The sequence below is a fragment of the Pseudomonas sp. NPDC087614 genome (genome assembly GCF_044743485.1).
Classification (GTDB): domain Bacteria; phylum Pseudomonadota; class Gammaproteobacteria; order Pseudomonadales; family Pseudomonadaceae; genus Aquipseudomonas; species Aquipseudomonas baetica_A.
Map to the genome: position 1 here is coordinate 65479 of NZ_JBIUWN010000017.1, position 26657 is coordinate 92135.

General features: G+C 57.4%; 21 protein-coding genes. All 21 read left to right on the plus strand.

Annotated elements, in window-relative coordinates; translation table 11 throughout:
* The first annotated feature begins 71 nt into the window (after positions 1-71).
* The 21 genes from ACIOWA_RS09600 to ACIOWA_RS09700 all read left to right on the plus strand — a co-directional run bounded on the left by ACIOWA_RS09600 (position 72) and on the right by ACIOWA_RS09700 (position 26521).
* Positions 72-2828: a TIGR00180 family glycosyltransferase gene (locus ACIOWA_RS09600; RefSeq protein WP_401159455.1), complete on the plus strand. Its 2757-nt coding sequence runs from the start codon at positions 72-74 to the stop codon at positions 2826-2828.
* A 253-nt stretch (positions 2829-3081) separates the two neighbouring features.
* Positions 3082-3852 carry a glucose-1-phosphate cytidylyltransferase gene (gene rfbF / locus ACIOWA_RS09605; protein ID WP_401159458.1) on the plus strand — a complete coding sequence of 257 codons (771 nt, stop codon included), beginning with the start codon at positions 3082-3084 and terminating at the stop codon, positions 3850-3852.
* A complete protein-coding gene (gene rfbG, locus ACIOWA_RS09610; protein ID WP_401159495.1) occupies positions 3843-4907 on the plus strand; it encodes a CDP-glucose 4,6-dehydratase in 1065 nt (354 codons plus the stop codon). Before rfbF ends, rfbG begins: the two co-directional genes overlap by 10 nt.
* Positions 4900-6222, plus strand: coding sequence for a lipopolysaccharide biosynthesis protein RfbH (gene rfbH / locus ACIOWA_RS09615; RefSeq protein ID WP_401159459.1), 1323 nt, complete (start codon positions 4900-4902; stop codon positions 6220-6222). Before rfbG ends, rfbH begins: the two co-directional genes overlap by 8 nt.
* Positions 6222-6917, plus strand: coding sequence for a sugar phosphate nucleotidyltransferase (locus ACIOWA_RS09620; protein ID WP_401159461.1), 696 nt, complete (start codon positions 6222-6224; stop codon positions 6915-6917). The genes rfbH and ACIOWA_RS09620 overlap by 1 nt, the downstream gene beginning before the upstream one ends.
* Entirely contained in the window at positions 6914-8281 is a 1368-nt protein-coding gene (locus ACIOWA_RS09625) for a CBS domain-containing protein (protein WP_401159463.1), read from the plus strand. Before ACIOWA_RS09620 ends, ACIOWA_RS09625 begins: the two co-directional genes overlap by 4 nt.
* The gene (locus ACIOWA_RS09630; RefSeq protein WP_401159466.1) at positions 8278-10197 is read left to right on the plus strand and encodes an N-acetylneuraminate synthase family protein; all 1920 of its coding nucleotides are present in this window, start codon (positions 8278-8280) and stop codon (positions 10195-10197) included. The genes ACIOWA_RS09625 and ACIOWA_RS09630 overlap by 4 nt, the downstream gene beginning before the upstream one ends.
* A complete protein-coding gene (locus tag ACIOWA_RS09635; protein WP_401159468.1) occupies positions 10190-11377 on the plus strand; it encodes an FkbM family methyltransferase in 1188 nt (395 codons plus the stop codon). Before ACIOWA_RS09630 ends, ACIOWA_RS09635 begins: the two co-directional genes overlap by 8 nt.
* Positions 11378-11398: 21 nt before the next feature.
* Positions 11399-13189, plus strand: a complete 1791-nt coding sequence (locus tag ACIOWA_RS09640; protein ID WP_401159470.1) for a thiamine pyrophosphate-binding protein — start codon at positions 11399-11401, stop codon at positions 13187-13189.
* A gap of 2 nt (positions 13190-13191) precedes the next feature.
* Positions 13192-14061, plus strand: coding sequence for a sugar phosphate isomerase/epimerase family protein (locus ACIOWA_RS09645; protein ID WP_401159472.1), 870 nt, complete (start codon positions 13192-13194; stop codon positions 14059-14061).
* Between the two features lie 16 nt (positions 14062-14077).
* On the plus strand, positions 14078-15133 hold the full coding sequence (locus ACIOWA_RS09650) for a Gfo/Idh/MocA family protein (RefSeq protein WP_401159474.1): 1056 nt from the start codon (positions 14078-14080) through the stop codon (positions 15131-15133).
* Entirely contained in the window at positions 15126-15965 is an 840-nt protein-coding gene (locus tag ACIOWA_RS09655; RefSeq protein ID WP_401159476.1) for an SDR family oxidoreductase, read from the plus strand. The genes ACIOWA_RS09650 and ACIOWA_RS09655 overlap by 8 nt, the downstream gene beginning before the upstream one ends.
* 62 nt (positions 15966-16027) lie before the next feature.
* Entirely contained in the window at positions 16028-16900 is an 873-nt protein-coding gene (locus ACIOWA_RS09660; protein WP_401159478.1) for a class I SAM-dependent methyltransferase, read from the plus strand.
* Entirely contained in the window at positions 16897-17955 is a 1059-nt protein-coding gene (locus ACIOWA_RS09665; RefSeq protein WP_401159480.1) for an NAD-dependent epimerase/dehydratase family protein, read from the plus strand. The genes ACIOWA_RS09660 and ACIOWA_RS09665 overlap by 4 nt, the downstream gene beginning before the upstream one ends.
* Before the next feature lie 46 nt (positions 17956-18001).
* Positions 18002-21493: a glycosyltransferase gene (locus tag ACIOWA_RS09670; protein ID WP_401159482.1), complete on the plus strand. Its 3492-nt coding sequence runs from the start codon at positions 18002-18004 to the stop codon at positions 21491-21493.
* 194 nt (positions 21494-21687) lie between these two features.
* Positions 21688-22614 carry a ketoacyl-ACP synthase III gene (locus ACIOWA_RS09675; protein WP_401159484.1) on the plus strand — a complete coding sequence of 309 codons (927 nt, stop codon included), beginning with the start codon at positions 21688-21690 and terminating at the stop codon, positions 22612-22614.
* A 274-nt stretch (positions 22615-22888) separates the two neighbouring features.
* On the plus strand, positions 22889-23737 hold the full coding sequence (locus tag ACIOWA_RS09680; RefSeq protein WP_401159486.1) for a flagellin domain-containing protein: 849 nt from the start codon (positions 22889-22891) through the stop codon (positions 23735-23737).
* Between the two features lie 71 nt (positions 23738-23808).
* The gene (locus tag ACIOWA_RS09685) at positions 23809-24174 is read left to right on the plus strand and encodes a flagellar protein FlaG (RefSeq protein ID WP_401159488.1); all 366 of its coding nucleotides are present in this window, start codon (positions 23809-23811) and stop codon (positions 24172-24174) included.
* 82 nt (positions 24175-24256) lie between these two features.
* Positions 24257-25690, plus strand: coding sequence for a flagellar filament capping protein FliD (fliD, locus tag ACIOWA_RS09690; RefSeq protein WP_401159490.1), 1434 nt, complete (start codon positions 24257-24259; stop codon positions 25688-25690).
* A 128-nt stretch (positions 25691-25818) separates the two neighbouring features.
* Entirely contained in the window at positions 25819-26214 is a 396-nt protein-coding gene (fliS, locus tag ACIOWA_RS09695) for a flagellar export chaperone FliS (RefSeq protein ID WP_221731985.1), read from the plus strand.
* Between the two features lie 10 nt (positions 26215-26224).
* Positions 26225-26521, plus strand: coding sequence for a flagellar protein FliT (locus ACIOWA_RS09700; protein ID WP_221731984.1), 297 nt, complete (start codon positions 26225-26227; stop codon positions 26519-26521).
* Positions 26522-26657: the final 136 nt, after the last annotated feature.

Consider the following 26657-nt stretch of genomic DNA (forward strand, 5'->3'; position numbering starts at 1 on the left):
CGTCTGAACGTCGAATTGTCAAAAGAGCGCAATGCCGCTGATCTGGCTACCCGCTCGTTATAGGAATTCATATGCATAGCAATCTCTCGAATGGATCGTCTGCTCCGTTGAATGAGCGTTTTACCCTGGTTCTGCTGGCTCACGATCAACCGCGAGCCTTGCGACGTGCGTTGCGTTACTACAGTGCCTGGCCGTGCGCTGTGCTGGTGGTGGATTCGTCGCTGAACGCGGACACCGACATTAGTGAGAGCTTTGCCGGTGTGCAGTATTTGCATGTGCCCGCGCCGCGTGCTGAACACGTCAGCTACCGGGTTCGCAAAGCCATCGGGCATATCACTACGCCCTATATGGCCGTAACCGAAGTCGAGAGTTTCCTGCTGCCCGCAGCACTCACTGAGTCGCTGGAGTTCCTTGAGGCCAATGCCGACTACGGTACTTGCCAAGGGTATAGCCTGGCTTACGAAGCACACGCCGATCGCGTCGATTATTACCTGCGCGACCGCAAGGGGTGCGAGGACTACAGCGATGACTCGGCTGACGCGCGGCTAGCGATTTTGAATCGCGATTACCCGTCCCTGGCTTGCGCTGTTACCCGTACCGCAATCATTGAGCGATGGTTTGCCTCGCTGGCGGTGGATTTCAATCCCAGCGCGCGCGGGAACGGTTATTCCGATGGGCTGACAGCCGGTGCCAAGGTGCGCGTGCTGCCTGTTCCCTATGCGTTGCACGAGCGGCACAGCATCACGTTTGGTGCTGTTAGCGAGAAGCTGTTCGAGTCGAAATGGATTTCCCTGCTGGGCTTGCCGGTGCGTCGTTTCGAGCCAACGCAATACATCGAGTTGCCGTTCTATCACCAGGCTTTTTTCGAGGTGTTGACGTCGCTCGAATTCCTGCTGCATGTCACGCCAACAGGTCGACTGCAATTGGAAGGGGTGGAGGCGGCGATGCTTAGACAATGTGAGCTTTCGCGTACCCATCGCAATAGCAATGCAGAACCTTTCCTTGATCGGCTGCGTCAAGCCTTTGAGCTCTACGCCTTCAACCCGCAAGTGGTTGAGTTGCTGGGGCGCACACTTAAAAGCAAAGGCGAGCTGGCGCAGGCGCGGGGCGTCCAGGCATGGGGCGAGCGTCTGGCGGCTGCAACGCTGCAGAGCAATGTTCAATTGTTCGAAGCCACCCGCACCGGTCAGTTGCTCAACTGGCTTAAGGCGCGCAGTCCGAGCGACAGTCAAGTCAGGGACGTCTCCCGGTATCTGGCGCGCCACGCAGGCGGTCCGGTGTTCGGCATCCTGTTGCTGGATCTGGAGGGCGATATCTTCAAGCTCCAGGCGACGTTCGATAGCGTCATCAACAGCCACTGCCGAGCGTTCAAGATTATCGTATTCACCACGGGCGACCTGCCAGCGGAAACCACGCTGCAAAACACCCTGCATTTCGTCAGGGTCAATGAGAGCAACTACGTCGACAAAATCAATCAGATGGTCAGTCAGACCGATTGCGACTGGATGGTCCTTGCTGAAGCCGGTGACGAGTTGGCGCCGAGCGGTCTCTATCAGGCGAGTCTGGAGCTGCTCGCGGCACCCCAGTGTCGTGCCGTAGCAATGGATGAACTGCAGCGCCAGGAGAACGGAACTCTGGCCGATGTCTTCCGTCCAGGCTTCAACCTCGACTTGCTGCAAAACTGCCCGGCGTTGATGGCGCGTCATTGGCTGGTGCGTCGGGATGTCATGGTTCAGGCGGGCGGTTACTCGCGTGAATTCAAGGAAGCGCTCGAATTCGATTTGCTCTTGCGTTTGATCGAGCAAGGCGGCCTGGATGGGCTTGCGCATCTGAACGAACCGCTACTGATCTGCCAGGCGCAGGAAGAACAAACCAATGCCGACGAGCGCAAGGCGTTGCTGCGCCATCTTGCCGCGCGTGGCTATCAGGCTGACGTGGGTTCGCTGGTGCCAGGCACGCACAAAATCGACTACCGTTTCATCGAGCGGCCGATGGTGTCGGTTATTTTGCATGGCGTCCGGGATCTGCCGACGTTGCAGCGCTGCATTCTGAGTGTGCTGCAACGAACCCGTTACCAGCGCTACGAAGTATTGGTGGCGGACGATTCTGCTTACGCCGCGCCATTGGGTCTTTGGTTGGAGGGGCAGGGGCAGCAAGCCGGTCGCGTTCGTTTGTTCAGTGCCGCGCCGGGGCTGGCTTCCGGGGCTATGATCAACATCGCCAGTCAGCATGCCAAGGGTGAATACCTGCTGATGCTGGCCGCTGACAGCGAAGTGATCAACGTCAACTGGATTGAGACCTTGCTCAATCAGGTTCAACGTCCAGAGGTTGGCGTGGTCGGCGCCAAGTTGGTCGATGTTGAGGGGCGCGTGACTCAGTCTGCCCTGATTCTGGGGTACAACGATGGTGTGGGTTCTGCATTCGTTGGTGAACCCAAGACCTCCAGTGGTTACCTCAACAAACTGGTCGTGGAACACAACTGCTCGGCGGTCTCCCTTGCCTGTCTGATGATCTCGAAGCAATTGTTCGAAGCCGCGGACGGTATTGACGTTGAACATTTCAATGAAGCGTTCGGTGACGTCGATCTTTGCCTGCGTGTCGGACAAGCCGGTTATCTGGCGGTCTGGACGCCGCATGTACAGGTCATCCATTCGGGTCTGCTGGCGCAGTCGTCAGCGGCTCGCAAGGCGTTGGGCGAGAGGTGGCCCGATGCGTTGGCGCACGATCGCTACCACAATAGAAATCTCGCCTCCAGCGGCTCAGGCTTCGAACTGGGACCGGTGATCGGTATTGACTGGTCAGCGTTGATCAAACAGACGAAAGCCTGAGGAACACGTCTCGACTGATCTTCCTGGCAAACGAAAGAGGCTCACCTGACGGTGGGCCTTTTTTGTTTTTCTCGGGCATTGGATGCCTTGTCTGCGGGGGGGGGGGGGGGCGGCGGTGTTTTCTCCGATGGCACCATTATTGCTTCCTGGTGCTTGCGTACGCGTTAAATGCGCAGGCGCCGAATAATTGGCGTCCCTTGCCAACGGCCAACGCTTCAATGAAGTCGATGTCGCCCACAGTTGAGAGAAGTACATGAAGGCAGTAATTCTGGCGGGGGGATTGGGAACTCGCATCAGTGAGGAATCGCATCTCAAGCCCAAACCGATGATCGAAATTGGTGGCAAGCCAATCATCTGGCACATCATGAAGATCTATTCTCATTACGGCATCAACGACTTTGTGGTTTGCCTAGGCTACAAGGGCTACATCATCAAGGAGTACTTCGCCAACTACTTCCTGCACATGTCTGACGTGACGTTCGACATGGCCGAAAACAGCATGCATATCCATCAGGGCAAGGCAGAGCCATGGCGCGTCACGCTGGTCGATACCGGCGAGACCACCGGCACCGGCGGGCGCCTGAAGCGTGTACGCGACTATCTGGGTGACGAGACCTTCTGTTTCACCTACGGCGATGGTGTGTCGAACGTCAACATCCCTGAACTCATCGAGTTCCACCGTCAACACGGCAAGCAGGCCACAGTCACGGCTGTGCAGCCACCGGGCCGTTTTGGCGCGATGGAACTTGAAGGCACGTGCGTCCGAGGTTTTCAGGAAAAGCCTATCGGTGACGGCGGCTGGATCAACGGCGGTTTCTTCGTGCTTGAGCCGAGCGTGCTCGATGGCATTGAAGACGACTCGACGACTTGGGAGTACGAGCCTATGCGCAACCTAGCCCGACAGGGTCAGTTGATGAGCCATCTGCATCGCGGGTTCTGGCAGCCGATGGACACCTTACGCGACCGGGTTTTCCTCGAAGAGCGCTGGAATAGCGGCAACGCTGAATGGAATTTGTGGCAGTGAACGGATTCTGGGCGGGCAAAAAAGTTTTTTTGACCGGCCATACCGGCTTCAAGGGCGGTTGGCTGGCAATGTGGTTACGGCAGCTGGGTGCAGAGGTGCGCGGCTTTGCCTTGCCTGCAGCGACCACACCCGCGCTGTGGACAGTCGCAGGTCTGGATCGTGTGATTGCCGGTGATCTGGCGGATATTCGCGATGCAGCGGCGGTCGTTGGGGCCGTAAAGGCGTTCCAGCCTGAAGTGGTATTCCATCTCGCCGCGCAACCGCTGGTGCGCGAGGCCTATCGCATGCCTGTCGAGACATATGCGATCAATGTCATGGGTACTGTGAATGTGCTTGAAGCTGCACGTCATTGTCCCGGGGTTCGTGCGGTAGTAGTGATTACCACTGACAAATGTTACGAAAACCGTGAGTGGATTTTGCCCTATCGCGAATATGACGCCCTCGGCGGTTTTGATCCTTACAGCAACAGCAAAGCCTGCGTGGAACTGCTTTGTGCCTCGTACCGCAATTCCTTTCTGCAAGCGGCCGGTACAGCGTTGGCCACTGCACGGGCGGGCAACGTCATCGGCGGCGGTGATTGGTCGTCGGAACGGCTGATCCCGGACATTTTCCGTGCCTGGCAAAACAACGAAGAAGTGGTCTTGCGTTATCCCCACGCAACGCGCCCGTGGCAGCACGCTCTCGAGCCGCTGATGGGCTACCTGATGCTGGCCCGCGCGTTGTATGAAGACGGCGAGAAATACGCCGGCGGCTGGAACTTCGGCCCCGACAACAGCAGTGTCGCCACCGTCGACACCATTGTAGGCCAACTGGCCGAGCTGTGGCCGACTGCGGTGCGCTGGTCGATCGATACCCAGGTGCAACCCCATGAAGCCGGGTTGCTGGCGCTCGATTCAAGCAAGGCGCGCCTGGAACTGGGCTGGACGCCGCGCTGGTCGTTAGCCGCCACCCTCGAACGCACGGTGGCCTGGAACCTGGCCTGGCAACACGGCGAAGACATGCACACCTTTACCCGCAAGCAGATAGCGGACTACCAAGGCGATACCCATGAGTGAAAGTACTGCGGATCAGTTGCGCCAACAAATTGTCGAGTTGGTTGGGCGTTATGCACAGCTGGAACTGGCTCCCAAAGTCTTCGTCGCCGGCCAGAGCCCTGTGCCGCCCGCGGGCAAGGTGATCGGCGCAGGCGAACTGCAGACGATGACCGAAGCAGTGCTGGATGGCTGGTTGACCACCGGGCGCTTTAATGATGCCTTCGAAAAACGCCTGGTCAAATACCTGGGCCGGCGTTGCGTGCTGACCACCAACTCGGGTTCGTCGGCCAACCTGATCGCGTTTTCCGCGTTGACTTCGCCCCGACTGGGCGATCGCGCGATCAAGCCTGGCGACGAAGTGATTGGCGTCGCGGCGGGTTTTCCGACCACCGTTAACCCGATTTTGCAGTTCGGTGCGGTGCCGGTGTTCGTCGATATCGAACTGCCGCACTACAACATCGACCCGAGCAAGATCGAAGCCGCCATTGGCCCGAAAACCAAGGCGATCATGCTCGCGCACACCTTAGGCAATCCTTATGACCTGAAGGTTATCCGGGCGCTGTGCGACAAGTACAAACTGTGGCTGATCGAGGACTGCTGCGATGCCCTCGGTTCGACCTACGATGGTCAACTGGTCGGCACTTTCGGCGACATCGGCACCCTGAGCTTTTACCCGGCGCATCACATCACCATGGGCGAGGGCGGTGCGGTCTTCACCAACAGCCCGTTGCTCAGCCGCATCATGGAATCGTTCCGTGACTGGGGTCGCGACTGCTATTGCGCGCCCGGCCAGGACAACACCTGCAAGCAGCGTTTCTGCAAGCAGATGGGGCAGCTGCCGGAAGGCTACGACCACAAGTACACGTATTCGCACCTGGGTTATAATCTGAAAATCACCGATATGCAGGCCGCCTGTGCGTTGGCGCAGATGGATCGGCTGGAGAATTTCACCGAGGTGCGCAAACGCAACTTCCGCTGGCTCAGCGAGCGTCTGGCTAATTGCGCCGACTACCTGATCCTGCCGCAGGCCACCGCCAACAGCGACCCTTCGTGGTTCGGTTTCCCGATGACCCTGCGCGACGGCTGCGGCATCAAACGCGTCGAACTGCTGCAATACCTCGACAGTCAGGGTATTGGCACACGCCTGCTGTTCGCCGGCAACCTGGTGCGTCAGCCGTACATGGAAGGTCGTAATTTTCGTATCAGCGGCGAGCTGACGGTGACTGACAAAATCATGAACGATACCTTCTGGGTTGGCGTATGGCCTGGCCTGGGAGAGGAACATCTTGGCCACGTTGCGCGCTGCCTCGAGCAATTTTTCGGGTTGGCACACTGATGCGTGCCTACATCCTTTGCGGTGGTTTCGGTACCCGCCTGTGCGCTGTTCTCCAAGGTTCGCAAAAAGCCGTGGTCGACATTCATGGCCGGCCTTTCCTTGCACTGGTTTTGGCGCAGTTGAAACAGGCAGGCATCAGCGACGCGGTACTGTGCGCGCACTATCGTGCCGATCAGTTGGCCGAGCTGTTGCCGGCCTTGTCGGCTGAGTCGGGTCTGACTCTGGAGCTGGTCGTCGAAGAACAACCCATGGGAACTGGCGGCGCTGTACTGCAAGCCTTGCGCGAAGTACCGCCGGGCGGCCGTTATATGGTTCTCAACGCCGACACCTGGCTCGATTACTCGGCTTACCACCTGGCGGCCAACGCTGCAGAAAATCTGCTGGTGGGCGTCATGGTGGAGGACCGTTTGCGCTATGGCAGCCTGAGCTGCTCAGACACCCTGCGGTTACTGGCACTGAACGAAAAAGGTCTTTCTGGACCGGGTCTTGTGAATGCCGGCGTCTACGGCTTTGCCGTCGATGCCCTGGACGGTTTCGCGCTGCAAGCATGCTCGATGGAGAAGGAGATTTTGCCCCGGTTGATTGATCGCCAGACTCTGCAGGTCGGTGAGTACTTTGGCCCCTTCATTGATATCGGTACGCCGGACTCGTTGAGTGCATTCAAGTCTCATTTTCAGGAGGTCGCGAGCGCATGAATCAGTTGGTGAAAAGCCAGACGATTTATACCTATCAGACCATCCTCGACGCCGTTGAGTGTATCGAGTCAGGTGCCCTGCAAATCGTTTTTGTGGTGGATGAAGAGCGCCGTCTGGCCGGCGTGCTAACAAATGGCGATTTGCGCCGTTATCTGTTGCAGGGCGGGGCGACGACCGTACCGGTCACTGCGTGCATGAACATCGAATACCGCTCGGTTACCCTCGGTGCGGCGCGTGAGGAGATGCTCAAGATCTTTGATCTGAGCTATAACGCGATCCCGGTGGTTGACGTCGATGGTTTTCTCGTCGATGTAGTCACCCCGGCGCGGCTCGCGGCCAATCAGGAAGTGCCCGTGCTGGCGCGTGCGCGTGCGCCAGTGCGCATGAGCTTCAGTGGTGGCGGCTCCGACCTGACGTATTACTTCGTGGAAAACCCGGCCGCCGTGCTCAGTTGCACGGTCGGCCTTTACTCACATGCCACGTTGATCCCGCGTACCGATAGTGTCATCCGGATATTCTCCGAAGATTTAAATACCGAAGAGCAGTATACGTCGATCGCGGATTTGCTGGCGCATGCAGACAAGGGACTGCTGGCCACTATCGTCTCGGTGATCCAGCCCAATTACGGACTGGATCTGTATATCCGTTCCGACTTTCCAGTGGGTTCCGGTCTGGGCGGCTCGTCGGCGGTTACCACGGCGGTCATTGCTGCATTCAATGAACTGCGGCGTGATCGCTGGAGCACCTACGAGGTCGCTGAACTGGCGTTTCAGTCCGAGCGTTTGTGCTTTGGCATAGCGGGTGGCTGGCAGGATCAGTACGCTTCCGCCTTCGGTGGCTTCAACCTGATCGAATTCAAGGAAGGTCGGAATCTGGTGCACCCGATTCGTTTGGAGGGCTCAATCTGCAACGAGCTTGAAGAGTGTCTGGTGCTCTGCGATACGCGTATTTCCCACGACTCTGGAAAATTGCATGAGCAGCAGCGTGAAGAAATGGAAAGCAAAAATGCCCAAGGCTTGCTCATCACCGAAAGCGTGAGGTTGTGCCGCCATATGCACCATCACCTGATTCGTGGCGAGCTGCACGATTTCGGCCGTTGCCTGCATCAGGGTTGGATGCTCAAACGGCAGTTTTCCCGAGCGGTGAGCGATGGTGTGCTCGACCAGATTTATGACAGTGCGCTGGCAGCAGGCGCGCTGGGCGGCAAACTTCTTGGCGCCGGAGGCGGGGGCTTTTTCCTGTTCTTCGTGCAGCCCCAGCATCGTCAGGCCGTGACCGCCAAGGTCCGCGAGCTTGGCTGCCGAACCACCGATTTCCGTTTCGAATCCAACGGTGTCACTTCTTGGCGGACCAAAATCCAATGAATAAGCAAATCTTCAGCATCGATGGCGTTGTCGTCGGTGGTGACCATACTTTCGTTATCGCCGAAGTGGGCAACAACCACAATGGCTCAATGGAACTGGCCAAACAATTGGTGGACGCATCGATCAGTGCTGGCGCCGATTGTGTGAAGTTTCAGTTGCGCAACCGTGAGGCGCTTTATCGTCGCAAGGCTGATGGTTCGCGGGCGGAAGATCTGGGCGTTGAGTATATCCAAGACCTGCTCGACAAGGTCGAGTTGAGCGTCGACGAACATCTGCAAATTCGGCAGTACTGCGCACACAAAGGCATCAGCTACATCTGCACGCCATGGGACGAGCCAAGCGTCCAAGTGCTTGCTGATTTCGATGTGCCGGCGTTGAAAATCGCCTCGGCCGACCTGTGCAACCCGTACCTGATTGCCAAGGCTGCGCAATTGGGGAAACCGCTGATTCTGTCGACCGGCATGTCGCTTGAGCATGAAATTGTTCGCGCCATCGAGCAGTTGAACGGTCTGGGCATGCCCTTCGCTTTGCTGCATTGCAACAGCACCTATCCCGCACCGGAAACCGATATCCAGTTGGGTTATCTGGCTCGTCTGCGCGAACTGCACGGCCTGATCGGTTACTCGGGACACGAGCGTGGCACCGCGATAAGCATTGCGGCTGTCGCATTGGGCGCCAAGTTGATTGAGCGGCATATTACCCTCGACCGCGGCATGGAAGGCCCCGACCATCTCGCCAGCCTTGAACCCGAAGAATTCCGCCAACTGGTCGAAGGCATTCGCCAAGTCGAGAAAGCTCTGCCGTGGACCGGCCCGGGCCGCCACGCCAGTCAGGGGGAACTGCTCAACCGCGAGAACCTCGGCAAAAGCGTGATCGCCGCCCGAGCCATCGAACCCGGTGAAGTTTTCCAGCAGGACATGCTGAGTGTCGCCAGTCCGGGGCAGGGGCTGCCACCGTATCGCTTGACCGATCTGCTCGGTAAAAAAGCCGGGCGGGTGATCGCGCAAGGTGACTTCCTATTTGACAGCGACCTATGCGAACAAGCCGAAGTACGCCGCGAGTTTGACATGCCGATTTTGTGGGGCGTGCCGGTGCGATATCACGATTTCCTGCAATACGAGCAGTGGATCAAACCCGACCTGTTCGAGTTCCATTTGTCCTACCGTGACCTGAGCGTGGCGCCGCAGGCGTATCTGCGGCAGGTCGAGTGCTCGCGTCTGGTTGTGCATGCGCCGGAGCTTTTCGAGAACAGCGAGCTGCTGGACCTGGTGGCCGATGATCCGGAATACCGTCAGCGCTCGATTGCCAACCTGCAACGAGTGGTCGATGCCACCCTGCAAATCGCCGAGTTCTTCCCGAACGCCGACTCGCTGCTCATCGTCGCGAACATCGGTGGCTTCTCGGCCGACGTACCTTTTGCGGTCAGTCAGCGTGCGGAGCTTTACCGGCGATTCCAGGAATCCTGTGCGCAGGTCGACTTCGGTCGCACCGAGCTGATTCCGCAAAACATGGCGCCTTTCCCGTGGCACTTCGGCGGGCAGCGTCACCAGAACATTTTCATGATGCCGCAGGAGTTGGCCGAACAAGCCAAAGCCCTGAACCTGCGCCTGTGCCTGGATCTCTCGCACCTGCAAATGGCCTGCTTCCATTTCGGCCTGGACTTTCAGGCGGCACTGGCGCTGTTGCTGCCGCACTCGGCGCATTTACACGTGGCCGATGCCAAGGGCAGCAACGGCGAGGGCGTGCTGATGGGTACCGGTGATGTGGACTGGCCTGCGACGTGGACGCAGCTCAAGGGGTATCCGCAAGTGAGCTTTATTCCGGAAGTGTGGCAAGGCCACAAGGATCACGGTGCCGGGTTCTGGTCGGCGCTGGATTTTCTCAATTCACTCAACGTAGGTTCGTCCAATGACTGATCAATCTCTCTCCGCGCGCCTGGATCGTTTGTTGAGCGAACCTCTGGAAGCGATTCGCCAACGCCAACAGGACACTTTGTTGAATGTCCTTGGTGATTTTGAGCAGCCGTTTGTCTTGTTCGGTGCTGGGCATCTGGGGAAAAAAGTGGCTTCGGTGCTGCTGGAAATGGGCCTCAAGCCCAAGGCCTTCATCGATAACAATCCTGCGCTCTGGGGGCGCTCGGTACTCGGTATCGAGGTGTTGAGTCCGGCGCACCTGGCTGAACGCGAAGCCGGTCATCTGCCTGCCATCATCACCACCATCTGGTGTGGTGAGGCCAGCGACCGAATGATTGATCGACTGGCACCGTTGCATGCACTGGGCTTCGAGCGCATTGCGCTGTTCGGTCATCTGGCTTGGCGCTTTCCGGAAAAATTCCTCCCGCATTACAGCCTTGACCTGCCGGAAAAAGTTATCGGTGAGGGCGCGCGCATTCGCCAGGCGTTCAACCTGCTGAGCGATGACGAGTCGAAGGCCCTGTTTGTCGATCACGTCGAATGGCGCCTGTTTCTCAACTACGATCTGCTGCCACCGGCCTCGCCGCTGGAGATCTACTTCAACGATCGTTTCGTCAACGCCAACGATGAGGAAGTGGTTTACGACATCGGTGCGTTCAACGGCGATTCGATTCACGGTTATATCCAGAGCGGCCGCAAGTATCGCGAGATCCACTCTTTCGAGCCGTCGCCAAACAACTATGCCGACCTCAAGGACACCATCGCGCAACTGTCCGGCGAATACACCGGCCTGCACGCGCACGCGATGGCGGTAGGTGACTGCGTCGGCGAGATTCTGATCGAGACCGGTAATGGTCCGGCTTCCCGCGTTGGCATGGGCACCGAGTCGGTGCGCATGAGCTCGCTGGATGAACTGGGCAAAGAGATCCGTCCTGCAACGTTCATCAAGATTGATATCGAAGGCTTCGAGCCGCAGTGCCTGGCGGGTGGGCGCCAACTCATCAGCGAGGCGAATCCAGTATTGGCGGTTTGCGTTTACCACGAGCAGGCGCACCTGTGGAGCATCCTGCTGCAATTGCATGAGTACTACGACGGTTATAGCTTCAGCCTGTGCCCGCATCTCGCCGAAGGATGGGATCTGGTGCTGTACGCCGTACCGGCCGATCGCGTCGCTCATCACTAATTCATTTTTCAGGCGGTTTCCATGCGTGTTGCAGACTACGTCTTCGAGTTTATTGCCCGCCAAGGCGTCGGGCATGTGTTTTTCCTGCCGGGCGGAGGTGCCATGCACCTCAACAATGCGCTGTTCCGTCAGCCGCAGTTGCAAGCGATCAGCATGCTTCATGAGCAGGGTGCTGCGATTGCCGCCGAAGGCTACGCGCGCACGTCAGGCCGCTTTGGCGCCTGCCTGGTCACTTCCGGCCCAGGTGCTACCAATGCAATGACCGGCCTGGCCGGGGCCTGGTTCGAATCGACACCGGTGATGTACCTCTCCGGTCAGGTAAAGCGTGCCGACCTCAAGGGCAATAGCGGTCTGCGTCAACTGGGAACTCAGGAGCTGGACATCGTCAGCGTGGTCACGCCTATCAGCAAGTACGCGGTGTGTGTGCTTGACCCGCAGCAGATTCGTTACGAGCTGGAAAAGGCGTTGCACGTGATGATGAGCGGCCGTAAAGGCCCGGTCTGGATCGACATTCCGCTGGACGTTCAGGCCACCGAAATCGACCCCGATCAGTTGGCCGGTTACGCCCCCGATCAAGATGTGCAACCGGCACTGCCGGATGCCAGCGCGTTGCGTGATCTGGCAGTGCGATTGCAACAGGCACAGCGCCCGGTGCTGCTGGTTGGTAATGGTGTTCACGGCGCCGGTGCACAGGAGGCGATGCGTGCGCTGATCGAGCGTCTGGGCATCCCGACGATGACCACGTGGATCGGCGCCGATCTGCTGGAGTACAGCCATCCGCTGTACTTCGGTCGCTGCGGCACTGTGGCCTCGCGCGGAGCCAACTTCACCGTGCAAAACGCTGATCTGGTGATCGCCATCGGCTGCCGCATGGACTTCTCCATCACCGGTTTCGATCGATCGCAATTCGCCCGTGCCGCCGAAGTGGTGGTGGTCGATATCGACCCGGCGGAAATCGCTAAACTCGGCGACATGCCTGATCAGGCGTTCGTCTGCGACGCCGGTGATTTTATCGCTGGACTGATGCGAAATACCGAACAGAAAACTTTCGACTACACACCGTGGCGCGAACGCTGCACCGACTGGAAAAACCGTTACCCGGTGGTTCTGCCGGAGTACCACGTCAAGCAGGGATTCGTGAATAGCTATGTGTTCACCGAAATGCTCTGTGATGCACTGGTCGAAACCGACATGATCATCCCGGGCAGTTCCGGGGCGTCGATCGATACGTTCTGGATCTCGGCGAAACTCAAGCGCGGCCAACGCGCAGTAGCCACTGGGGGGCTCGGTTCGATGGGTTACGGTTTGCCTGCGTCGATTGGCGGCTGCATTGGCAGTGGCGGCCGACGCACCATTTCGGTCGATGGCGACGGTGGGTTCGTGATGAACATCCAGGAACTGGAAGTTGTCCGTCGTCTGCAACTGCCGATCAAGTACTTCGTGCTGAACAACAACGGCTATGCCTCGATCCGCGCTTCGCAATCGGGCTATTTCAAACAGACCATCGGTTGCGATCCGGTCTCCGGTCTGACGCTGCCGGACATCGGTGCGCTGGCCGTGGCGTTTGGTTTGCCGGTGCTGCGGGTCAGCGAGCAATCGACTCTGCAGGACGTGATCAACCAGGCCCTGGCAATGCCGGGGCCGGTGGTCTGTGAAGTGATGGTCGAGCCTGATCAGGCCATCGGGCCACGGATTACGTCGCGTATCGGCCAGAACGGCCAAATGGTCTCTAGCCCGTTGGAAGACCTGTTCCCGTTCCTCGATCGCGACGAGCTGCAGGCCAACATGCTGATTCCACTGGTGGGGGAATGATCATGACTGCCGACTATCTGAAGCAGTACGCCGACGCGGGTCTGTACACGATGCAAGGGCGTCTGCTACCACCGCAGGATGGGCGTTTCCAGTCCTTCCCTCGGGGGCAATGGCGTGAAGAAATCGAACTCACTGCGCAGGCAGGCCTGCGCGGTATCGAATGGATTTACGATTTGTACGGCGTGGGTGCCAACCCGCTGGAAACCCCTGTCGGGCGGGCCGACCTGAAAGAGTGCCTGGCCGGTTACGGCGTGTCTGTTGTTTCTATTTGCGCCGATTACTTCATGGATTGTCCGTTGCTGCGTTGCACCGACGAAGAACTGGCCTCGCGCCTGGAGCGACTGGAATGGCTGATCGGCATTTGCCCGGAACTGGGTATCGGTCGCGTCGTGCTGCCATTCGTGGACAACTCTCGCATCGGCTCGCTTGACGAACAGGTGAAAGTCATCGGTTATCTGCGTCAGGTGCTGCCTGCGGCAGAAGCAAACTCGGTCGAGCTGCACCTGGAAACGGATCTGGCGCCTGAGCCGTTCAAGCAATTGCTGCTGGCCATTGATCATCCGTTGGTCAAGGTCAATTACGACGCCGGCAACAGCGCTTCGCTGGGCTATGCGCCGGCTGACGAATTCGCCGCCTATGGCGAGCGGGTCGGCAGTTTTCACATCAAGGATCGCCGCCAAGGCAGCACCACCGTACCGCTGGGGCAGGGCGACGCCGATTTTGCCAGCCTGCGCGAACAGCTGATCCGCTTCGATTACCAGGGTGACTTCGTCCTGCAGGTCGCGCGTGGCGTGGCTGGTGAAGAACCGGTCTGGCTGCGGGAAATGAGTGAGCTGTCAGCCGAATGGCTGCGCGGTAACCGTCTGGTTTGAAATAGTTGAGGTCATTGTGCGGATTTTATTTTGTGGGTTGGGCGGCATCGGACAACGGCATTTGCGCAACTTGCGTACGTTGCTGGGGCATTCGCTGGAAGTGCATGCGTATCGGGTTCGTGGTCAACGAATCAAGTTGCAGGACAACCTGACTGTCGAGCACGGCGCCGATCTGGAAGCCGATTACGGTGTGATCGTTCATCACGACCTCGATAGCGCATTGGCCAAAAATCCTCAAGCGGTGTTCATCTGCAACCCCAACGCCCTGCACGTGCCGATTGCCCTGGCTTGTGCCAAGGCCGGCGTGGCAGTGTTCATGGAGAAGCCGCTGGCCAGTGACCTGGAGGGTATCGAAGAGCTACTGGCGCTGGTCGAGCAGAAGCAATTGCTGTTCTACGTCGGCTACAACTTCCGTTTTCATCCCGGCTTGCAAAGGCTCAAGTCGCTTCTGGACGAAGGGCATTTCGGCAATATCATTCGCGTCAGCGCCGAGATCGGTGAATACCTGCCGAACTGGCACAAGTACGAAGACTACCGGCAAATGTATGCCGCCCGGGCCGATCAGGGCGGTGGCGTAATTCTGTCGCAGATCCACGAAATGGATTTGATCTACTGGCTGTTCGGTTTGCCTGACAACATCCTCTGTGTCGGCGGACAACTGAGCAATCTGGATATCGACGTCGAAGACACTGCAACCTCGCTGATGCAATACCGCGGCGAGCAGGGCAGCTTCCCGATTCATCTGCACCAGGATTTCGTCCAGCGTCCACCGGTTCGTACGTTCAAGATCATTGGTGACGGTGGCAGCGCCGTGATGGACCTGATCAATACGCAGCTGACGGTGTACACCGCCGAAGGCGAGGTCGCCGAAAGCTCGAACTTCCCTGATTTTGTACGCAACGAGATGTTCCTGAATCAGGCGCGACACTTCCTGGATTGCCTCCAGGGCAACGCCCGGCCGCAGGTCACCCTGTTTGATGGTCTGCAAAGCTTGCGCCTCGCTCTGGCGGCTCGTGAGTCCTTGAAGAGAGGCGCGCAGGTCAATCTGGACGAGGTCAGGGTCAATGGCTGATCACAACGCGATGAAGCAACTTTTCGACCTCTCCGGTCGGGTCGCGATCATCACCGGTGGTGGCGGCTTGCTGGGTTATCAGCATGCCGCCGCAATTGCCGGGTTGGGGGCGGTGCCCATTCTGCTCGATGTGAGCGAAGAAGGACTGGCACGCAGCCGCAATCGACTGCTTGAGGAAACGGGTGTCACGGCGCAGACCTTTGTGGCTGACATCACGCGCCTCGAGTCGCTGCAGTCGGTATGCGATCAGGTCATCACCGCTCATGGCCGGATCGATATTCTGATCAACAATGCCGCGCGCAATCCCAAGGTTGAAGACGCCGACGGCAAGAACTTTTCCCGGCTCGAGGACTTCCCCTGGGAACAGTGGCAGCAGGATCTGGACGTGGGGCTGGGCGGCGCGTTCAACTGCGCCAAGGTGTTCGGCAAGCAGATGGCCCTGCAAAAAAAGGGCGTGATCATCAACATCGCCTCAGACCTCGGTGTCATCGCGCCCGATCAGCGCCTGTATCGGATTGACGGTCGTGAACCCGATCAGCAGCCGGTCAAGCCGGTGACGTACTCGGTGGTCAAGCACGGCTTGATCGGCCTGACCAAATACCTGGCGACGTATTGGTGCGAACAGGGCGTGCGCTGTAATGCGTTGTCGCCGGGTGGCGTATATGCCGGTCAGGACGATGTGTTTGTCAGCAAGCTGACCAGCCTGATCCCGCTGGGCCGCATGGCCCAGGCCGATGAGTATCGCGGTGCAATCGCATTCCTGTGTGCCGATGCCTCTCTCTACATGAATGGCTGCAACCTGGTGATGGACGGCGGCCGCAGCGTTTGGTGATGGCCGGCGCGTGGTGTGTTCTGCTGAAATTTTGAATCTGTTTTTGTTTCGAGGTTGTCTTCATGGCTATAGACCGAGTCGCCCAGCATTGTATTTGCTGCGCCAGTACTCAGCTCGACAGTTCGCCTGCGGTGCTGATGCCTTTCGTGGCCAGCCGGGTGTTTGGCCATGAACCTGTCAGCATCACACCTGAGTGGGGGTTGAGGGATTTGCAGCCGGGCATGGCCTATACGTTGTGCACTTCGCTCCAGTGCCAGGCGTGCGGGGTGCTGTTTCTCGATTACCGTTTCTCTGACCGGGAAATGATGCAGCTGTATCACGGTTACCGTGATGAGGCCTATACACGTGAGCGCGAGCGTTTCGAGCCTGGGTATGCCGCTGCGAACCAGCATTATCAGGGGCGGGCCGATTACCTTCGCGATGTCGAAGCCTGGCTTGAAACCAGAGTGACGGCTAACCCCCTGGTCCTTGATTGGGGGGGAGACAGCGGGATTAATTCGCCGTTTCTAGGTCGAAGCAAACAGACCCACGTATTCGATATCTCTTCAGTGGAGCCGGTCGACGGTGCACAAGCGGTTGATCGAGCTACGATAAAAACCAACAGCTATGACCTGGTGGTATGCAGTCAGGTACTGGAACACGTATCGGATCCCCATGAACTACTGACACAAATCGCCGAGTGCCTGGGCGACGACACGTTGTTGTACCTCGAAGTCCCGCGCGAAGCCTTGATGCGCGAGCATCCGGATCGCAAGGACCTGGCCGGGCTCAAGCGGCACTGGCACGAACATATCAATTTCTATACCGAAGAATCGCTGCGGGCACTGGTCTTTCGCACGGGGCTGCAGGTGCAGGAATGCATGACGCTGGACATTGATCTGGGCTGGCGCAAAAGCAGTATTTTCGGATTGACCGCACGGCGTGCCCGATCATGAGAGTGACGTTAGCGTCACAGGTCGTGGCCGCCGATGTGCAGCGTGTCATCGGATATCTGCAAGGTTACGAAGAACTCGCCGGCAAACATTTGCTGATCACCGGCAGCACCGGTTTTTTTGGCAAGTGGCTGCTCGCGCTGCTGGCGCTGTTGAACAGAAACGGCGCCGCTATCAGCGTGACCGCGATGTCCCGTTCTCCAGAGACGTTCCTGGCTCAATATCCCGAGTACCGCAGCACGGGGTGGATCAACTGGTTGAAGGGCGATGTGCAGTCGCCGATCAATCTGCAGACAGGACGTCCGGTCGATCTTGTTCTGCATGCGGCCACCGACACGCTGGCTGGCGCCCACGCGAATCCGCTGAGCATCTTCGATACGATTTTGAATGGCGCGCGCAATGTGCTGGACCTTGCCGTGCGCACGGGTGCTAGGCGCGTACTGTTTACCGGTACGGGCGCGCAATACGGACCGCTTCAGTGCGGTCAGCCAGTGCCTGAAGCCAGTCCGTCGGCCTGCAACAGCACACTGGCAAGCAGCGCCTATGCCGAGGCCAAGCGTGCGCAGGAAACCCTGGCCGCGCTGTATGCCGAGCGCCATGACATGGAAGTGGTTTTAACTCGCTGCTTCGCTTTTTCAGGACCGGGGATAGCCCTGGATGCCCACTTTGCTATTGGCAATTTCGTCCGGGATGCGTTGTGGAATGACGAGCTGGTGTTGCAATCGAGCGGGCAGGCTGTGCGCAGCTATCTGCACGGTGCCGATCTGGCGGTCTGGTTGTTGACGCTGCTGGTTCGCGGCGAAGCAGGGCAGGCCTACAACGTCGGCTCGGACAAGGCGTTGAGCATTGCCGAGCTGGCGCACACCGTGATGGCCCGTACCGCTCCGGAAAAATCCGTCAGGGTGCTCGGGCAAAACGGCGATCCCAAGACCCAATCCTATTACGTTCCCGACATCCGCAAGGCCCGCGATCTGGGGCTGAATGACTGGACTTCGCTGAGCGAGTCCATCGACAGCATGGTGCATTGGGTCCGCGAGCATCAGCGTTGCGCCCACTAATCAATTGGCAGGCCGATACATTTCAGATTTCGTCAGGAGTGCAGCAGTGACGCGTTCATTATTTTCAAAACGGCCTAGCCCTTATTACCTCCTTGCCCCGGATTTTCGGCGTAATTCTGCCGGTATTCGTGTGATGCACATGCTGTGCGATGCATTGATGCGCTCCGGGTATGAAGCTTACGTCACAGCCAATGTTTTGAGCCCCGGGTTGATGACGCCTCGCCTGACCAATGATGTGATCAAGACCCATCAGTCTCAGGGCGTGGAACCCATTGTGGTCTATCCCGAAGTCGTGTCAGGCAACCCTTTGGCCGGCAATGTCGTGGCCAGGTACTTGCTGAATCGCCCCGGCTTTCTGTCCAGGGGGGTGACCGCAGAAAGTTTTGGCAAGGATGACCTTATCTTCGCCTACACCAAGGATCTGCAATTACCCGACAGACCGGCCGATCGGGTGATGTTCATGCCGCCGTTCGACCGCAGCATTTTCTGCTTGCCCCAAGACCCCGCAAAACGGGTGCCTGGAAAGGTATGTTACTACCGGGGTCGAAGTGCCCAGTCGTACATCGATCCTGCGATCCTGGGTGATAACCCGATAGAAATAACGCCGCACTTCCCCAATTCCTGGGAAGGCCTGGCGGATGTCTTTCAGCAGTGCGAGTATTTTTACTGCGCAGAATCGTCGGCGCTGGCGGGAGAGGCAGCGCTGTGTGGTTGCATCAGTGTCGTGTTATCCAGTGAATGGGCACCCCAGGTGATCGGCAAGAGCGAAACGCAGGGATTCGGCCTGGCCCACGGCAACGACCCTGCCCAAATTGAAGAGGCACGCCGCACATTGCCGTTGCTGCTCGAGCGGATTGTCCAGCAGGAGCAAGAATTCTGGCCCGCCCTGGACAACTTCATCGACATCACCCAAGCCGCCGCCCGCGAATATCAGGAAGCGCGCAAGGGCGGGGCGGGGACGCTTTGGCTGGCGCCACGTGTGCTGACAAATGTCGAGCGCGGCATCGCCAAGGCTTATCTGCGCGACAAAATGATCCCGGCCCTTGAGTTAGTGGTGTTCGACTTCCACGGTCAGCCGGACAAGTTGAACAGAACCCTGAACAGTATCAATGCGCTGGATGGCTTGTACGCTTCGATCCAGATCTGTGTGATGGGCGTCGATGTGTCGAAGGTGGCGCCGCAGGTCAATCTTGATGCGGTAAAGATTGCAGCGCTCGATTATATGGAATTCATCAATCACCGACTGTTCGACTCCGGTGCCGAGTGGTTCATGTGTTTGAATGCTGGCGACGAACTGACGTCCAGCGGCTTCCTGACCACTGCGCTGGATCTGACCGGTTCACCCGATTGGCGCGCGGTCTATGCCGACGAAGTCATTCGCTACAACGACGGCCATTTAGAGTTGATGCTGCGCCCGGACTTCAATCTTGACCTGTTGCTCAGTACGCCAGCTACATTGGCGAAACACTGGCTGTTCCGTCGCGATGTCTGGCAGGCCATGGGTGGTTTCATCACCGATTGCCCGGACGCCTTCGAACTCGAATACATACTTCGCCTTGTCGAGAACACCGGGCTCGACAGCTTGGGTCACATCAGTGAACCGCTGGTGATCAGCGATATGCCATCCCTGCGTGACAGCGAGCAGGAACGAGCAGTCATCGAGCAACATCTGCGTGTTCGCGGGTTTGAGTCTGCGCAGGTCAACTGCCGGGTGGCGGGGCAATATGAGCTGGACTACGTTCATTCGGGTAGTCCTCTGGTCAGTGTTCTGATTCTAATTGACGGGCAACTGCCTCACGCCCAGCGCTGCCTCGAAAGCCTGTTGGAGCAGACGACTTACAGCGCGTATGAATTGCTGTTGCTCGATCGGGGCAATGACGATCCGTCCGTGCGCGACTGGTTATCCGGTATCGAGCAATTGGGTGCCGCTCACATTCGGGTACTGCGGTACCCGGCGGCACCTTCTGCGCAAGCGATCCGTAATGATGCTGTCAGCGACGCTCAGGGAGAGTTTGTGTTGTTCCTGGATTCCGCCGTCGGGATCATGGGGCAAGACTGGCTGCAACAGTTGTTGAATCAGGGCATGCGTCAGGAAGTGGGTTGCGTCGGCGCGAAGATGGTGGGCGGCGACGGCAAGGTTCGACATGCAGGCCTCCTGGCAGGCCTCGGTGGAACTGTCGGAAAAGCCTTCGAGGGCATGCCTTCCGATTCGCCTGGCTACATGCAACGTCTGCAAGTGGATCAGAACTACTCTGCACTGAGCGACCAATGCCTGATGCTGCGTCGGGAGTTGTTCAGTACGGTGGGCGGTTTCAATGAGAAACTGGCGCCATGGGCGGACGCCGATTTGTGCCTGAAGGTTCAGCAGGCTGGCTACCTGAATGTCTGGACGCCGCGAGTGCAGCTGTTGGTCAGCGACTTTGAGAGTCCGATTGCGACAGCGGAGCAGGAAGATCGTCTGTACGAGCGCTGGTTGCCGCAGCTTGCGCGCGACCGTGCCTACAACCCGAATTTCTCTTTAGCCCGAGGCCAGGCGTTCATAGTCGAGGATTCGCTGAAGTCCTGGCATCCTCTGTCGAGCCGCAAACTCCTGCCTCGCGTGCTCGCGCATACTGCGGGGCAAACCGGTAACGATCAACGCATCATCGTGCCTTTCACTGTGTTGCGCGCAGAAGGTTTGATCGAGGGCGTGGTCTCACCCGAGCTGCTGTCTGTGGTCGATTTGCAGCGTTACGATCCTGATGTGATCGTGCTACATCATGTGGCGAGCGACGAGCATCTGCAGGCGATGCGCCGCATGAAAGCGTTCTCCCGTGCATTCAAGGTCTTTGAACCGGGCGAGTATCTGCCGATAACAGAGGGCAGCCTCGCCATGTTGCGCCGGGGCCTGTCGTCAATGGATAGACTGGTTGTGTCGAGCAACGCCATGGCGCAGGCTTTCGATGGATTCTGTCCGGATATTCGTGTGGTCGATACCCGATTGAATCCGATTGAATGGGAAGGTCTTGTCAGCGAACGTCGCTGGTCCGACAAGCCGCGAGTCGGTTGGGCGGGTGGGCTGGCAGATGTCGACGAACTGGAAATGATCGGCAACGTGGTCAAAGACCTCGCCGGCGATGTGCATTGGGTCGTATTGGGTCCGTGCCCTGAAGCATTGCGCCCGTTCGTTCAGGAAGTGCATAACACTGTCGATATCGCCGCTTACCCGGCGAAGCTGGCTTCGCTCAACCTTGATCTGGCGTTGGCGCCACTGGGCGACACGATGTTCAACCACTGCAAAAGCCATCTGCGACTGCTTGAGTATGGAGTGTGCGGTTTCCCGGTGATTTGCAGCGATCTGCAACCCTATCGGAGCGAACTGAGCGTAACTCGGGTTCAGAATAGCTACGAAGCATGGGTCGAGACGATCAGGGCGCATGTGAGTGATCTGGAGGCGGCTGCGCAACTGGGTAATACCCTGCGAGATCAGGTGCAGCGTGACTGGATGTTGGCCGGCTCTAGCCTATTGACATGGCGTAATATCTGGATGCCGGACTGAGTCGAAGGCGCAGTTGGGTGTGAAAAATTGCACTCATGCACTTAACGGCGTGACGCATAGGTCATAAAGTGCATCTTCACTGTATTGTGTTTCTCGGAGCGGGCTATGAGTCTGCCCCGGGAAATCAACCATTTTGATGCGCCCCTGAGCTTTTCGGGGTGAACCTAGTCGCAGTTTATGATCGGGAAGCCATGATGATTGGCATAAAAAGCATAGCGAGTTACGTGCCGACGGCCGGCGTGGATAACTACGCTCAGGGTGCCAAGTTCGCCAAAGATGAAGAGTTTATCCTGGGCAAGATCGGTTCGGCGTTCTTGCCGCGCAAAGGTGTTGAGCAGGAAACGTCGGATCTGTGTGTTGAAGCTGTAAATGCATTGTTTGCCAATAATCCTGGCCTTAAGCGCGAGTCCATTGACGCGCTGATCGTCGTCACTCAAAACGGTGACGAAGAAGGTTTGCCGCACACAGCTGCTATCGTTCAAGACAAACTCGGCCTGCCGACACATGTGGCTGCGTTCGATATTTCTCTAGGATGTTCCGGTTACGTTTACGGCATCTACGCGATGAAAGGCTTCATGGAAGCCGCAGGCTTGAAGAATGGTTTGCTGATTACTGCAGATCCTTACTCGAAAATCGTTGATCCTGAAGATCGCAACACCACGATGCTTTTTGGTGACGCGGCCACTGCGACGTGGATGTCGGAGGATGCACCTTGGTTGCTGGGCAAGTCCAAGTTCGGTACTGACGGTTCCGGTGCGCCACATCTGAAGGTGAGCGACGGCGTGTTCTTCATGAACGGTCGCCAAGTGTTCAATTTTGCCTTGTTGAAAGTGCCTGCCCACCTGCACGAATTGCTCGAGGAATCGTCGCTGCAACCCGCCGACATCGATGCCTTCTGCATTCACCAAGGCAGTGCGGCCATCGTCGATGCAGTGGCCCGACGCTTTGAAGGCGAGCCGGAGAAATTCATCAAGGATATGGTCGAGACCGGGAACACCGTTTCATCGAGCATTCCTTTATTGCTGGAAAAACACGTATTGACATCTGGCTGGCGCCGCGTGGCGATCAGCGGTTTTGGTGTTGGTTTGTCTTGGGGGTCGGCGATTCTCTATCGCGGTTGATTGCAGTAGGCATTTCCATAGCGTTGCCGGTTTGCCGTCAGCGCTATTTTTTTGCTCGAGCGTTTTTTGGCGGATTTTTTGACGTCATTTTTTATGCGGTGAGGGCGCCAGATCCCTTGTTTTTCGGGGGGGTGGCAGTCTGCTAGTAATTTTTTTAAAAAAAAACCTCAAGCAACCTGATGTGACGACGATAACTATTACGAAGGTTCTCTAGGCCACAACCGGCGGTTGCCAGGGCCGGAAGCCGCAGTACCCAACCAACGAGGAATTCGTCATGGCTTTAACAGTAAACACTAACGTTACATCGTTGAACGTTCAGAAGAACCTGAACAAGGCTTCCGATGCTCTGTCGACTTCGATGACCCGTCTGTCTTCCGGTCTGAAAATCAACAGCGCCAAAGACGATGCCGCCGGCCTGCAGATTGCTACCCGCATGACTTCGCAGATCCGTGGTCAGACCATGGCGATCAAAAACGCCAACGACGGTATCTCCATTGCTCAGACCGCTGAAGGCGCGATGCAGGAACAAACCAACATCCTGCAACGTATGCGTGAACTGGCCGTTCAGTCCCGTAACGATAACAACAGCTCCTCCGATCGCGACGCTCTGAACAAAGAGTTCAGCCAAATGTCGGCAGAACTGACCCGTATCGCTCAGTCCACCAACCTGAACGGCAAGAACCTGCTCGACGGTACTGCCAGCACAATGACGTTTCAGGTCGGTTCCAACACTGGTGCCTCGAACCAGATCACTCTGACTCTGAGCGCTAGCTTCGACGCAGATACCTTGGGTGTTGGTTCGGCAATCACCATCGCTGGTTCGACTTCCGCTATCTCGGAAACTAACTTCTCGGCTGCAGTTACCGCGATCACCACTGCTCTGGACACCATCAACGCCAGCCGTGCTGACCTCGGTGCTGCACAGAACCGTCTGACCAGCACCATCTCCAACCTGCAGAACATCAACGAGAACGCCAGTGCTGCACTGGGTCGCGTACAAGATACCGACTTCGCTGCTGAAACTGCACAGCTGACCAAGCAACAAACTCTGCAACAAGCTTCGACCGCAGTTCTGGCCCAGGCCAACCAACTGCCATCCGCTGTACTGAAACTGCTTCAGTAATAGCTGATGAGTTTTGGCGGGGGAGTGCGTATGTCGCATTCTCTCGCTTTTTAATTTAAGAGGTGATGGGCATGGATATGAGCGTCAAGGTGAACTTGTCTTATCCTGCGGCTCAGCAGGCGACGACTGTTGCCGAAAAGCCCGCTGAGAAGCCTCAAGCGGACACATCGCCAGTGGTAGCTGTCAAGGAAGATAAAAAAAGCGCGCAAGACGAGCAGGAAAAACTAAAGATGGCCGTTCAGGAAATCGAAAAGTTTGTGCAGTCGGTCAAGCGCAACCTGGAGTTCTCGATTGATGAGCCATCAGGCAGAGTTGTGGTCAAAGTGATTTCTAGCGACTCCGGTGAGGTGATCCGTCAGATCCCCAACGAAGAATTCCTGAAGCTGGCAAACAGTTTGAATGATGCAAGCAGCCTGTTGTTCAGCGCAAAAATCTGACAGCTGGCACGAATTTTGTTGCTATGTTCTTTTGGGCGTTGTAGTGGTCAAAAGACCGGCGACACACTGAAGGGAGTTCCACATGGCAAGTCCAATTCTACCGGGCACGGGTTTAGGCTCCGGCCTCGATACCGGTGCCATCGTCAAAGCACTGGTAAACGCTGACAAAGCGGCCAAGCAAAGTCAGATCGACCGTGGGACTGCGTCCAACACCGCAAGCATTTCCGGCATCGGTACCTTGAAGTCGTTAATGTCGGCTTTCAATCAGGCGATGAAGGATCTGGGCAGTAAAACCAATCCTCAGTTTCCGGGTTATGCGGCCACTTCCTCTGATACGAAAATCCTCGGTGCCACCGCCAGCAACTCAGCGGTAAACGGCAGCTACGCGGTGAAGGTGGGCAACCTTGCCACTGCCTCGAAAGTCACCAGCGCTGCGTTCGCAGGAGGTACGACCAGTTCGATCACTGCGGGCACGCTGAGTATCAAGCAGGGCTCAAGCACCTACAACCTCGAGGTCAAGCCAGGCGCGACGCTGCAGTCGGTGCGTGACTCGATCAACGCCGACTCTTCGATGAAGGGCGCAGGTATCAGCGCCAACATCATTACAGACTCCTTCGGTTCGCGTCTGGTGCTGGGTTCTACGACCACCGGTGCAGGGTCCGATATTTCTGTCAGCGGTATTTCCGAACTGACGATCGATGGCAGCACTGTCGTGGGCGCCAGTGGTGGCCCGGTCATGACGGCTACTTCCGCCGGTTCCATCGGTGCGCTGGCTATCGATGCCAAGTTCTCCATCGATGGCATGGAGTTGACCAGCAAAAGCAATACTGTCGACAAGGCTGTCTCTGGTTTGACTCTGAATCTTGTTGCAACTGGTACATCGACGGTTACCGTGGCAAGCAATAATGATGGTCTCAAGGCTTCTATCCAGAAGTTCGTTGATGCCTATAACGCTTTGGCCAACGGCATCACCGCGCTGACCAAGGCTTCACTCGATGATGAAGGTAAGCCCACGGTGGCAGCGGCTTTGACCGGCGACGCCTTGCCGCGCTCCATTTTGCAGGCTATGCGTGGTCCGTTGTCGGAAAGTGGTGCGGGTGACAAGCTTACCGTTCTGGCGCAGTTGGGTATCACCACTGATCAGAAAACCGGTGCACTCAACTTTGACAGCACCAAATTTACCGCGGCGATGAACGACAAGAGGCTAGGTGGTGAAGTTCAGCAGATGTTCCTCGGTGATGACGGTGCTGATAACGGTCTGCTGGCGCGTATGCAGAAATCGCTCGCGGTATACTCCGATACCGGTGGCGTCCTCGATCAGCGCACGACCAACCTGAACATTACCAAGAAAAAGCTCAGCCTTGACCAGGAAGCACTCGATCGTCGCATCGCAACCCTGACCGATGTACTGACCAAAAAGTACAACGACATGGACACCTTGGTCGGCAAACTGAAGGCCACCGCCAGCAACATCACTTCGATGTTCGAGGCGTTGACCGCTCAGCAGAAAGGCTAACGTCTGAAACGCCAAAAGCCCGGCAGCGTTTTTTCACGCTCCGGGCTTTTTGCATTTGAATCTAAAGTTTTTTGACGCATCGTCGATACCCTTGATATGCGTACCATAGAAATTTGATGAGGTAGAACATGAATCCGATGTTAGCCCTTCGCCAATACCAGAAGATTGGCGCCCAGGCGCAGACTTCCGAAGCCAGTCCGCACCGTCTGGTCCAGATGCTGATGGAAGGTGGTCTTGATCGTATTGCCCAAGCCAAAGGCGCTATGGAGCGCAAGGATATCCCGAACAAAGGTGTTCTGATTGGCAAGGCCATCGGCATCATCGGTGGTCTGCTCGAGGGGCTTGATCTGGACAATCAGTCGGAGCAGGTTGGCGAGTTGGCCAATCTTTACGAATACATGATGAAGCGTCTGACTGAAGCCAACGCCAAGACCGACGCAAAGATCCTCGACGAAGTCGCTGACCTGTTGCGCACGGTCAAGGACGGCTGGGATGCCATCGGCACGCCGGCTCCACAGTTTTAAGGAGATCACCATGAGTCTTGTATTGCAGCGAATCGAAGAAACCCGCGAGGCTCTGTCCGGTGCTCTGGCCGAGCGTAACTGGGAAGCTATTGGCGAGCTGGATCTGGCCTGCCGTTCCTGCATGGAAGACGTCTTGAGTGAAGCTTCGGTGGACGAGGTGGCGTTGCGCGACAACCTTGAGGAGTTGCTAGGGGTTTACAAGCAGTTACTGGAAGCGGCGACGGGAGAGCGTAAGGCGATTGTCGAAGAGATGTCGCAGATCACCCAAGCGCAAAACGCAGCAAAGGTTTACCATCTGTTTGGTTAATTAACCCCCAGTTAATCCAGGCATGTGCGCCATAAATTTGACTGTGCACGGTTTTTTGACTTAACTAGTGGCTGTTTTCAGATTTCAGGCGTCTACAGGCACATTGAGACCTGCAAGAGACTCTCTTGAACCTTAT

Bases quoted from the DNA above. Each gene is read 5' to 3' on its own strand.
- ACIOWA_RS09600 (WP_401159455.1), top strand. From the start codon at position 72: ATGCATAGCAATCTCTCGAATGGATCGTCTGCTCCGTTGAATGAGCGT.
- rfbF (WP_401159458.1), top strand. From the start codon at position 3,082: ATGAAGGCAGTAATTCTGGCGGGGGGATTGGGAACTCGCATCAGTGAG.
- rfbH (WP_401159459.1), top strand. From the start codon at position 4,900: ATGAGTGAAAGTACTGCGGATCAGTTGCGCCAACAAATTGTCGAGTTG.
- ACIOWA_RS09620 (WP_401159461.1), top strand. From the start codon at position 6,222: ATGCGTGCCTACATCCTTTGCGGTGGTTTCGGTACCCGCCTGTGCGCT.
- ACIOWA_RS09625 (WP_401159463.1), top strand. From the start codon at position 6,914: ATGAATCAGTTGGTGAAAAGCCAGACGATTTATACCTATCAGACCATC.
- ACIOWA_RS09630 (WP_401159466.1), top strand. From the start codon at position 8,278: ATGAATAAGCAAATCTTCAGCATCGATGGCGTTGTCGTCGGTGGTGAC.
- ACIOWA_RS09635 (WP_401159468.1), top strand. From the start codon at position 10,190: ATGACTGATCAATCTCTCTCCGCGCGCCTGGATCGTTTGTTGAGCGAA.
- ACIOWA_RS09640 (WP_401159470.1), top strand. From the start codon at position 11,399: ATGCGTGTTGCAGACTACGTCTTCGAGTTTATTGCCCGCCAAGGCGTC.
- ACIOWA_RS09645 (WP_401159472.1), top strand. From the start codon at position 13,192: ATGACTGCCGACTATCTGAAGCAGTACGCCGACGCGGGTCTGTACACG.
- ACIOWA_RS09655 (WP_401159476.1), top strand. From the start codon at position 15,126: ATGGCTGATCACAACGCGATGAAGCAACTTTTCGACCTCTCCGGTCGG.
- ACIOWA_RS09660 (WP_401159478.1), top strand. From the start codon at position 16,028: ATGGCTATAGACCGAGTCGCCCAGCATTGTATTTGCTGCGCCAGTACT.
- ACIOWA_RS09665 (WP_401159480.1), top strand. From the start codon at position 16,897: ATGAGAGTGACGTTAGCGTCACAGGTCGTGGCCGCCGATGTGCAGCGT.
- ACIOWA_RS09675 (WP_401159484.1), top strand. From the start codon at position 21,688: ATGATTGGCATAAAAAGCATAGCGAGTTACGTGCCGACGGCCGGCGTG.
- ACIOWA_RS09680 (WP_401159486.1), top strand. From the start codon at position 22,889: ATGGCTTTAACAGTAAACACTAACGTTACATCGTTGAACGTTCAGAAG.
- ACIOWA_RS09685 (WP_401159488.1), top strand. From the start codon at position 23,809: ATGGATATGAGCGTCAAGGTGAACTTGTCTTATCCTGCGGCTCAGCAG.
- fliD (WP_401159490.1), top strand. From the start codon at position 24,257: ATGGCAAGTCCAATTCTACCGGGCACGGGTTTAGGCTCCGGCCTCGAT.
- fliS (WP_221731985.1), top strand. From the start codon at position 25,819: ATGAATCCGATGTTAGCCCTTCGCCAATACCAGAAGATTGGCGCCCAG.
- ACIOWA_RS09700 (WP_221731984.1), top strand. From the start codon at position 26,225: ATGAGTCTTGTATTGCAGCGAATCGAAGAAACCCGCGAGGCTCTGTCC.